7 protein-coding genes are annotated in these 7,183 nt (G+C 60.2%); 4 read left to right on the top strand and 3 right to left on the bottom strand.

Annotation, left to right across the window (positions count from 1 at the left end; translation table 11 throughout):
- Positions 1–312 precede the first annotated feature (312 nt).
- The 4 genes from ASG27_RS07515 to ASG27_RS26580 all read left to right on the top strand — a co-directional run bounded on the left by ASG27_RS07515 (position 313) and on the right by ASG27_RS26580 (position 4,956).
- Positions 313–2,262, top strand: a complete 1,950-nt coding sequence (locus ASG27_RS07515) for an acid phosphatase (protein WP_056414863.1) — start codon at positions 313–315, stop codon at positions 2,260–2,262.
- A 330-nt stretch (positions 2,263–2,592) separates the two neighbouring features.
- Positions 2,593–3,378 carry an NPP1 family protein gene (locus tag ASG27_RS25840; protein ID WP_082486008.1) on the top strand — a complete coding sequence of 262 codons (786 nt, stop codon included), beginning with the start codon at positions 2,593–2,595 and terminating at the stop codon, positions 3,376–3,378.
- Between the two features lie 275 nt (positions 3,379–3,653).
- Entirely contained in the window at positions 3,654–4,541 is an 888-nt protein-coding gene (locus ASG27_RS26575; protein WP_156370782.1) for a DUF6402 family protein, read from the top strand.
- A 1-nt stretch (position 4,542) separates the two neighbouring features.
- A complete protein-coding gene (locus ASG27_RS26580; RefSeq protein WP_156370784.1) occupies positions 4,543–4,956 on the top strand; it encodes a hypothetical protein in 414 nt (137 codons plus the stop codon).
- Positions 4,957–5,026: 70 nt separating this feature from the next.
- On the opposite strand, the gene ASG27_RS07520 is transcribed toward ASG27_RS26580, so the two are convergent.
- The 3 genes from ASG27_RS07520 to ASG27_RS07530 form a co-directional block, all read right to left on the bottom strand.
- A complete protein-coding gene (locus tag ASG27_RS07520) occupies positions 5,027–5,986 on the bottom strand; it encodes a 2-hydroxyacid dehydrogenase (RefSeq protein ID WP_056414866.1) in 960 nt (319 codons plus the stop codon).
- A gap of 81 nt (positions 5,987–6,067) precedes the next feature.
- Positions 6,068–6,529 (bottom strand): nuclear transport factor 2 family protein, encoded by a 462-nt coding sequence (locus tag ASG27_RS07525; RefSeq protein WP_056414869.1) that lies wholly within the window; start codon positions 6,527–6,529, stop codon positions 6,068–6,070.
- Positions 6,530–6,649: 120 nt separating this feature from the next.
- Positions 6,650–7,183 (bottom strand): dihydrodipicolinate synthase family protein (locus tag ASG27_RS07530; protein ID WP_200912410.1); only part of this gene is annotated, 534 nt, incomplete at its 5' end.

Genomic DNA, 7,183 nt, shown 5'->3' on the forward strand with positions numbered 1-7,183 from the left:
TCTGCCGGCCTGTCGGCGTGTCGGCCTGCCGCTGAAAACCCCGCAGTCGTCGCGACTTGCGGGGTTTTATTCTTTGTTGGGTGCACCAAAAGCGCTTTGTAGGCCATCGAAGAAGCGCGGGGACGGGCGCGCGCCCCGGCAGCCCTCTGCAGGCGTGGGTTTCAGCTGCACATGACACCCGTTTGACCGTCCAGCAGCCGTCACGCAAGTGTCATGGGCCGTTTCTACAGTGCGACGCAGCCGGCCCGCGTGGGCCTGCACCGGCGCTGTTTGCAGCGACCGCCTTTGCCCGTCCAACCCGTGTCCTCCGCCATGTTGCAGCTTCCCACCTACCGCCCCCTTGTCATTGCCCTTGCCGCCGCCCTGGCCCTGTCCGCCTGTGGAGGGGGAGGCGACGCAGAACCGGCCGCCCCGCAAGCACCCGTCGGCCTGGGCCGTGCCGATACGGCCCCCGTGCCCAACGAGGCCAGCACCCCGCCGTTCGTCGACTTCGCATTCACCAACCAGCGCGGCGACGCGCGCTACGCCACGCTGGCGACCAACGCGGGGGTGCGCGTGCTGGGCGGGTTCCTCGACATCTGGAAGCCGAGCACCCAGCTGGTGGACGCCGGCGTGACTGCCCCGGCCAACGGCACCTTCCCGGCCATTGCCCCATCGAGCTGGAGCGGCATCCCGGGCGACGCCACGGACGGCACGGTGCTGAACCGGGACGTGCATGCCCGCAACATCCAGTACGTGGTGGATGCCACCACGCGCCGCACCGCCGCGCAGGAACAACAGGCCTACCTGGATGACCGCCGTGGCAAGGGCTACAGCGTGACCGATGGCCTGGGCCCGCTCACCAGCGCGTGGCGCACCGCCGCGCAGCAGACCACCTCCATCAACAACGTTCCGACCGACGCGACCAGCGTCGTATACAACGACATCGGCAACAACGTGGGCGTGGGCGGCAGTGCCAACACCAGCTTCGGCACGGTGGTGGACTTTCTGGGGGGCATCGGCGACAACGGCTCCACCGAACCTGCCAAGCGGTTCTACAAATACGCACGCCCCTGGCGCTGGAGCGCCAGCGTGATGGTGCTGCCGACCCTGGGCCCCGCCAAGAGCACCACCCCCGCCACCGATGGCGGCTTCACCAGCGGCCACACGGCCGAGGGCGTGCGCGACGCCATCGCCATGGCGTACGTGGTGCCCGAACGCTTCCAGGAAATGCTCGCCCGTGGGCTGGAGCTGGGCGAAAGCCGCATCCTGGCCGGCATGCATTCGCCCCTGGACGTGATCAGCGGCCGCATCCACGGCCAGGCCGTGGCTGCCGCCAGCATCGCCACCGGCGTGAACGCCCCGCGCAAGGCCGCCGCGCTGGCGCAGGCCCGCGGCACGCTGATGGCTGCCGTCGGCGCGAAAACGCCCGCCGAGTTCCAGCAGTTCGCACATTCGCAGCCCGTGGGCACTGACCGCTTTGCCGACCGCGCCACGAACAAGGCCGAGTACCTGCGCCGCATGACCTTCGGCTTCGCACCGATCGGCGACACCACGCGCGCTGCCGTGGTGCCCAAGGGCGCAGAAGTGCTGCTCGAAACCCGCTTTCCGTACCTGGATGCCAGCCAGCGCCGCGTGGTGCTCAAGACGACGGCCATCGCCTCGGGCTACCCGGTGATGGACGACGCCGAAGGCTGGGGGCGCCTGAACCTGTTTGCGGCAGGCGACGGCTACGGCAACTTCAACGGCGATGTGGCGGTGGCGATGGACGCCGCGCAAGGCGGCTTCCACGCCCTGGACACCTGGCGCAACGACATTGCCGGCGCCGGCAAGCTGACCAAGCGCGGCAGCGGCACGCTGGCGCTGTCAGGGGCCAACACCTACACCGGTGGCACCGAGGTCGCGGCTGGCGCCGTGCAGGCGGACTCCGCCAATGCAGCAGGCAAGGGCGACGTGTACCTGAGCGGCGGCACCTTCATCAGCAACGCAGCCTCCGCGGTGGTCATTGGCGGTGCGTACACCCAAGGCGGCAGCAGCACGCTGGACCTGCGACTGGGCGCCAACGGCGCGGGCCAGCTGAACGCCAGCGGCCCCGCGACGCTTGCAGGTTCGCTGGTGGTCAGCTTCCGGGCGGGCTACACCCCCGCAGTGGGCTCCACCATCACCATCGTGCGGGGCAGCATGGTGCGTGGCACGTTCGGCTCGGTCACGGTCAAGGGCTTCAAGGTGACGCCGGTGTACCTGAATGATTCGGTGCAGCTGCACATAGACGCCATATCCTGAGTTTGTCGCTATCACCCTCTCGCGCGCAGCCCCATCGGCGGGATGGTTGTAGTTTGAAATTGAATTGGCTGCAGGGCGCACGCACAGTGGGGCGAATCCGTTGGTAGGTGGGTGGTGACCTGCTATGGACCCGCCGTGCAGCGCAGCGCATTGCGATGCGGGACCTATGGTTAATGTAGCTGTCGTCGGGCTTGAAAAGAGTATTTAATGGTATGAGTAGGTTGATCTTGAATATTAAATATTGATGGATTGCTTATAAGATTTGGCCGGTTTTTATCCGGGATGCTTGAGCCCTGAATTTTCCTACACCACTTCATTTGGAGGCGGATCATGGTCAAAAATCGCAATTTTACCCAAATTATATTTTCCGCATGTATCGCGGCGATGTCTTGTGGAGCCGCGCACGCGCAAAGTGGATTGGACGAAGCCGACGAATTTTTTGAAGACGGTGGAGCATCGGTCTATTTTCATAGCCTGCCCCATAACCAAATTGTGAGCTTCCCGGAGAGCGTGGATGAGTTTGAAGCCACTTTCAAGCCCAGGCTTTTTGTGGATGGAGGCTGTGTACCGTACCCTGCCGTGGATGCATACGGCAATGTAGGCCGGGGTTTGCGTCCTACCTATCCCGTCAATGGGGGGTGTTCACAAAGCATTGGCCAGGTATATGTTCGGGCGGAGCCTTACCACAATGAATGTGCTGTCATGTATGCATGGTATTTTCCCAAGGATATCGTTGTTCTCGGTCAGGGACATACCCATGATTGGGAGGCCGTCGTCGTTTGGCTGAGCCAATGTTCTTCGCAAGCCCAAATCAATGCAGTTTCTTACTCGGCACATGGCGGGTATCAAACGCTTTTCCGTCCACCTCTTTACGGGTCGAGGCCACTGGTGAAATACACAGAGACAGATTTCCCTTTCAACCACAGCTTGACCTATACGGACCATCTGGGCGGCTCTCAACCCGCCATTGCCTGGTCTCGACTGACACCAGCTGCTCGCCAGGCCCTCTCCGATGCTGATTTCGGGGCGGCGATTGTTCCGTTCAAAGATAGTACCTTTCAACACAGTCTTGACAAGGCGTGGGAAAGTCGATTTCAACCGCTCGATGTCAATTAGTCGTGATAGTAAATTCATATTAATGAATATTTAATATCAGCCAAATTTTTATTTGGGTGCGACCATTTGCGTTGGCTGGCAGGCCGCTGTGGCGTGGCTTCGGCGATTGCTGCCAGTTATTTTCTAGTATGCGGTCGGTTGGATCCGGGCGCTCCTGGTACTACTTTTTCATGACCTGCATGGGCGTCTTGCTGCCCAGCGCTGACTGCAGCAATGTGCGACTGTTGATGCGAAATCTTGAATTGGCATTGTGATTATCGATTATCCCAGAAAATATGGCCAATTACATGCCGGAGGGTACACTTGCTTCCGTAAAAAAAGATGCATACGATGCATTGCGGAGTTCTTATGCCTCAGTTTCCAGAACTATTTCTACTGAAGCAGCTTATACCGCAAAAAGTCAAAGTGCCTGCTTCGACCAATTTCAATTGATTGAAATTCCCGAGGTCATGGAGAAAAAGATGCAGGCTGGCGTAGGTGCTGCATTAATGAGGCGATGGTTTGCCTCTCCGAAATTCGTATTGCCCGAGAACTGGCGCGCGGGAGATAAGGATTTTCTCACGGTTCCAAGCCAGCATCTTGATACAGCTATAGTAAAGATGGACTGGGTTCGGAGATTTACCCGTGCCAATGTGGCGATTTCCACGCTCGAGCGACGACTTAATACGGCGTTGGCACTGAAAGAATTGAGGCGAGTTCTAAAACGTCAGCATTTTTTGACTAACGGCAAAGAAAAAATTGGCCAAGCTGAAAGTGCTGTTGTGCTACATGAAACGAGCCATTTGAATTCTGTAGCGGTCGCCTACGGTGGCGGAGTGGATCCACTTGATTGTGGCCTGGCGGCTTTCACCATGCATGTTGCAGTCAGTGGAACTGCGGAGCCTCTTGCCGGCGCTATGCCGAACCAGAAAAGTCATAGAATATCCATTGAAAGATTGAATTTTTATGTGCGGGATAGCTATGACTTTAACACCGAGGATGAGCCTCTAGGCTATTGGGGCCGAGAGGGTGCTTCGGCATCTGTCTTTCATGTGGGAATGAGTTATGTCGAAAATAGGCAATTTCGATTGTGGCGTGAAAGACATGGTCGAGGTGGGGACTTTATAATATTTTCTGACGTCTATCAAAAAAATCTACCTCGCCCCATTTTGGTAGAAATATAGCATGATCAAAATTTTAAAATTATTACTGTTGATAATTTCTGCGATTGTTTTTATTTTTGGTTGGTTGGCTTGGAGTGTGGTGCATGATGTTATCGGTCAGCATTTTGGTGCATTCGGCTTTCAGCAATTTCTTTTGATATTATCTGGTATGGGATTTGCAGGTTTGATGGTTTCCCTAGTTTTGGCGGTAAAATTTTCCAGAATAATTGTTGGGCTGTGTGGTTTGCTTGGGTCTGTTATAAGTATTCATTCGCTGGCAATTTATCCTCGCGAAGAGACTTACTTGCATAACGGTGCTGTTTTGAATCCATCTCCCGATGAACTCATCGCCTCTATTTTATTCGGCGGATTTCTGCTGTTGACGGCAATGTTTTGGGGGTGGATAATATCCCACACAAAGAAGCCTGCTGTTTAGGCAGGCGATCGCTCTATAAAAGAATGCAAAAACCCAGCTGACACAGGATCCAAACCGCTGATTTGTTGCATCAAGTCCCAGGCACGGGCACGCTCACCGCGCCCTGTGTGTAAAACGCGTCAAGATTCTCCAGCACCAGGTCGGCCATGGCTCGGCGGGTTTCGTGCGTGGCGCTGGCGGTGTGGGGCGTGAGCACCACGTTGTCGAGCACCATCAATGCCTCGGGCACGCGGGGTTCGTCCTCGAAGACGTCCAGGCCGGCGCCGGCGATGCGGCGGTGTGTCAGCGCATCGATCAATGCGGCTTCATCCACCACGCTGCCGCGGGCCACATTGATGAGGAAGCCTTGCGGGCCCAACGCTTGCAGCACAGTGCTGTCCACCAGATGGCGCGTGGCCGGTCCACCGGCGACGGTGAGCACCAGGTAGTCGGCCCAGCGCGCCAGTTCGACCAGTGACTCGAAGTACTGCTGCGCGATGCCGGGGTCGCGGCGGCGGTTGTGGTAGCCCACTTCCATGCGGAACCCACTGGCGCGCTCGGCCACGGCCTGGCCGATGCGGCCCATGCCGACGATGCCCAGGCGCTTGCCCGAGACGCGGCTGCCCAGGGCGAAGCGGCTCTGCGTCCATGCGCCGCGCCGCACGAAGCGGTCGCTGGCGGCGATGCCGCGCGACACATCCAGCATCAGCGCGAAGGCCATGTCGGCCACGCAGTCGTTGAGCACGCCGGGCGTGTAGCCTACCTGCACGCCGCGCGCCTTGGCGGCGTCGATGTCCAGCGCGTCGAAGCCCACGCCGAAGCTGCTGATGACCTGCAGGTGGGGCAGGGCGGCAATCACCTCGCCCTGGAGCCCGATGGATGCGGTGGTGACCACGCCCGAAAACTCCGCCCCACGCAACGCCAAGTAGCCGGCCGGGTCGGCCTGGTCCGCCAGGCAGGTGACGTGGTAGCGGGCGGCCAGTTCTGTCTCCAGCGCAGGAAGGGGCAGGCGGCCGATTTGCAGGATGCGGGGCAGGGCGGTGGTGGTCATGGGTACGGGAAAGAATGGTGGGCGCAAACGGCCCTTAAAGAAAAAAGGGCCGCATCGGCGGCCCTTGGTCGGGTCTGGGCTTCAAGCCGCGACGCGCACGGCCTGGCGGGCCAGCAGCTTCCAGGTGCCGCCTTGATCCTGCCACACGCCCAGAATCTTGATCTGCACCTTGCCGGGCTTGCCTGAGTCGTTGGTGTCGGCCGTCAGCGTGTGGCGCACGATGGCGGTGTTGCCCACGACCTTGATGGTCTGCTCGGTGATGGCGATGGTTACGAAGTCCGACTTGCCGGCCACGAGGTCACCGATAAAGCTGTCCTTGGTGTCCACGCGGCCGCCAGAGTGACCGTAGCTCAGGTCATCAGCCACCAGCTGGGCCAGGGCCGCAGGCGTCGGGTCGATCATGGCCATGCGCAGGCGCTCGGCCGCAGCGGCCACGGCCTGCTCGGCCGATGCCGACGACGTGGCGGGTGCGTGGTTGGCGCAGCCCGCGAGGGCCGCGACAGCCACGATGGTGGCCGTGGCGAGAATGAGCGTTCTGAACATCTTGTCTGTCTCCGTTGTTATGTGTGATGGATGAAGAGTGCAAAGGCGTGCCGCTACAGAACCCCGCGTCCGTGCACGGCCGGACGCGGGGGATTTCCTGTTTCTGGGGGGGCGTGGGTATTACTGCGGGCCGAGCTTGTCGATGAGCGCCTTGAGCTCTTCCATCTCGCTGGGCTTCAAGTCCGTCAGCGGTGCGCGCACCGGGCCGCCGTCGTGGCCCACGATCTTGGCGCCCGCCTTGATGATGGAGACGCCATAGCCTTCCACACGGTTGCGGATGGCCAGGTAGGGCATGAAGAACTCCTTGAGCAGCTTGTGCTGCGTGGCGGTGTCGTCCGCTGCCACCGCCTTGTAGAACTCCATCGCCGTCTTGGGGATGAAGTTGAAGACGGCGGACGAATACACCGGCGTGCCCAGCGCCTTGTAGGCAGCCGCATAGACCTCGGCCGTGGGCAGCCCGCCCAGGTAGGAGAAGCGGTCGCCCATCTTCATGAAGATCGAAGACATGGTCTCGATGTTGCCCACGCCGTCCTTGAAGCCGATCAGGTTGGGGCAGCGGTCGGCCAGGATGGCCAGGGAGTTGGCCGTGAGCTTGGTGCGGTCGCGGTTGTAGACGATGACGCCGAACTTCACGCTGTTGCACACCTGGGCCAC

It is taken from the genome of Acidovorax sp. Leaf191 (genome assembly GCF_001424425.1).
In the GTDB taxonomy this organism is placed as follows: domain Bacteria; phylum Pseudomonadota; class Gammaproteobacteria; order Burkholderiales; family Burkholderiaceae_C; genus Acidovorax.

Excerpts from the sequence above, each read along its gene's own strand:
- ASG27_RS26580 (WP_156370784.1), top strand. The coding sequence starts at position 4,543 with ATGATCAAAATTTTAAAATTATTACTGTTGATAATTTCTGCGATTGTT.
- ASG27_RS07525 (WP_056414869.1), bottom strand. The coding sequence starts at position 6,529 with ATGTTCAGAACGCTCATTCTCGCCACGGCCACCATCGTGGCTGTCGCG.
- ASG27_RS26575 (WP_156370782.1), top strand. The coding sequence starts at position 3,654 with ATGGCCAATTACATGCCGGAGGGTACACTTGCTTCCGTAAAAAAAGAT.
- ASG27_RS07515 (WP_056414863.1), top strand. The coding sequence starts at position 313 with ATGTTGCAGCTTCCCACCTACCGCCCCCTTGTCATTGCCCTTGCCGCC.
- ASG27_RS25840 (WP_082486008.1), top strand. The coding sequence starts at position 2,593 with ATGGTCAAAAATCGCAATTTTACCCAAATTATATTTTCCGCATGTATC.
- ASG27_RS07520 (WP_056414866.1), bottom strand. The coding sequence starts at position 5,986 with ATGACCACCACCGCCCTGCCCCGCATCCTGCAAATCGGCCGCCTGCCC.